This is a genomic window from Streptomyces sp. UH6, assembly GCF_013421635.1.
GTDB classification, from domain to species: Bacteria; Actinomycetota; Actinomycetes; order Streptomycetales; family Streptomycetaceae; genus Streptomyces; species Streptomyces abyssomicinicus.
This window is the reverse complement of record NZ_JACADT010001081.1, coordinates 1-1,821: the sequence shown is the minus strand read 5'-3', so window position 1 is coordinate 1,821 and position 1,821 is coordinate 1. Positions and strand designations below refer to the sequence as shown.

The window sequence follows — 1,821 nt, the reverse complement described above, 5'->3', positions numbered from 1 at the left end:
CCGGGGCGCCGGCGATCGTGTAGGACCGCCAGGTGTGCGGCAGCAGCGGGCTCTGCACGGGCACGTACTGCCCGGCCCGGAAGCGGAGGGGTTCGGCCGGGTGCAGCCGCAGGACCGCGAGGTCGGGGGCGCGCAGCTCGTGCCGCACGACCGTGGCCCGCCACCAGCCGGGTTCACGTGCCGTCCCGGCGGCGCCGTCGATCATCGCGCCGGTGACGAAGCGGTGCATCCGCACCCACGCCTGCTCCGTCTCCGGCGACCAGGCGTCCCCCGCCGTCACCCGGAGGGCCTCGACCAGCGATTCCTCGAACACCTGGTAGTGGGCGGGAAGGACGCCGAGCCGCCGGTGGCCGCTGCCCAGGCGGGTGCAGAAGTCGGCGAGTTCCACGGGGCGGTCGAGGTGCTCGACGGCGAACCGGAAGGCGCGCTCCAGGTGGGCGCGCTGGAACTCCATCGATTCCGGGAAGAGCTGCCGCAGGTAGGGGTGGCGGGTGAACATCGCCTCGTAGAGCCGGTCGATCAGCGTCGCGAGCGGCGCCACCGCGGGCAGGTCCCGCACGATCAGCGCCTGGTCGGCGGCGCCGTCGTACGACCGGGGGTCCAGGCCCGCGCGCCCACCGGGTGCCCCGGTCGGCGACTGCGCCGGGGAGAGGAGTTGCTGTCGCAACCGCATGGCTTCCTGGCGGGCCAGCAGGGCGTGGTAGTCCTTCACCGCCGCCCTGCCTCATCGGACGGGACGACCGAAGAAAATGCCTGCTCGGTGCCGTGCATCTCGTCCTCGTGGATCGATGACGACGCGGTGGGCGGACGCATGTACTCACTTCCCTGCATGTGCGCGTGAATTCCCTTGCGCAATACGATCATGACGGGGAGAGGAAAAAGGCCGTCCGTTGGTCCCTGTGCCACCGGCCACAGGTCCCGGCCTCCCGGGCCGAAGGTCCCGAGGCGGCCGAAGGTCCCGAGGCGGACCGAAGCTCCCGAGGCGGTAGCAACTTCCGCGGCGGTCGGCACGTCCGAGGCGGTTCGCGATGCGCCCGGGTGCCGGAGGACCACCCGGCGGGCGGGATCAGTCGTCCTCGGCCGGGGAATCCGCGGGACGGACGCGCGGTGCGGGAACGTGCCGCAGCCAGACGTGGTCGACCGGCTGGGCGGCGTTCCACTCCTGCGCGAGACCGGGATCGACCGGCGCGAACCCCGCTCCCCGGTAACACCGGAGCGCCCGCTCGTTGTCCGGGTGCACCCGGAGGAAGACGTCCTCGAACCCCGCGTCGCGGGCCCGCTCCGCCAGTCCCCGCACGAGTTCCCGGCCCGCTCCCCGGCCACGGGCCCCGGGATCCACGATGAGCCGCGCCAGTTCGGCCTCGTCCTCCTCAGTGTCGTGCCACACCTCCCCGTAGGCGAGGAGGCGCCCGTCTTCGTACAGCCCGAAGGCGTGCACGTCGTCGTCCTGCCGCCAGGCGTCGACGGTCCGGGCGGGGACGGGGAACTCCCGGGCCCCGCACCACAGGACGGCCTCCGCCGCGGACGCCGGCCAGCCGGCCACCGCCGCCGAGTGCGCGGGGTCGAAGGGGAGGAGTTCCGTCATGCCGTTCCACTCCCACGAGTCGGTCCGCCGGTTCCGCCCCCCGGTCCGGCGACGTCGCGGAGGCCGCGATTACGTGCGCCGCCCCCGGCGGGCCAACCGCGTTTCCCGGCCCGCGCGCGGCAGCGGCCGAAAGCCCCCGCGCGGGCGATACGTCGCCCTCACACCCCCGCCGGACCGACGAGTGGTACGGCATGATCCTCGTACTGTCACAGCGGCGTCACCGCGCCGGGCCGCCC

Annotated in this window: 3 protein-coding genes; all 3 read right to left on the bottom strand. The window is 73.9% G+C overall.

The window, feature by feature from the left end; genetic code table 11:
* Window positions 1–712 (bottom strand): globin domain-containing protein (locus tag HW445_RS34310; protein ID WP_308800142.1); only part of this gene is annotated, 712 nt, incomplete at its 3' end.
* Window positions 709–864: a hypothetical protein gene (locus HW445_RS29425; protein WP_180223871.1), complete on the bottom strand. Its 156-nt coding sequence runs from the start codon at window positions 862–864 to the stop codon at window positions 709–711. The genes HW445_RS34310 and HW445_RS29425, both read right to left, overlap by 4 nt.
* Window positions 865–1,066: 202 nt before the next feature.
* Window positions 1,067–1,585, bottom strand: coding sequence for a GNAT family N-acetyltransferase (locus HW445_RS29420; protein ID WP_180223870.1), 519 nt, complete (start codon window positions 1,583–1,585; stop codon window positions 1,067–1,069).
* Between the last annotated feature and the right edge of the window lie 236 nt (window positions 1,586–1,821).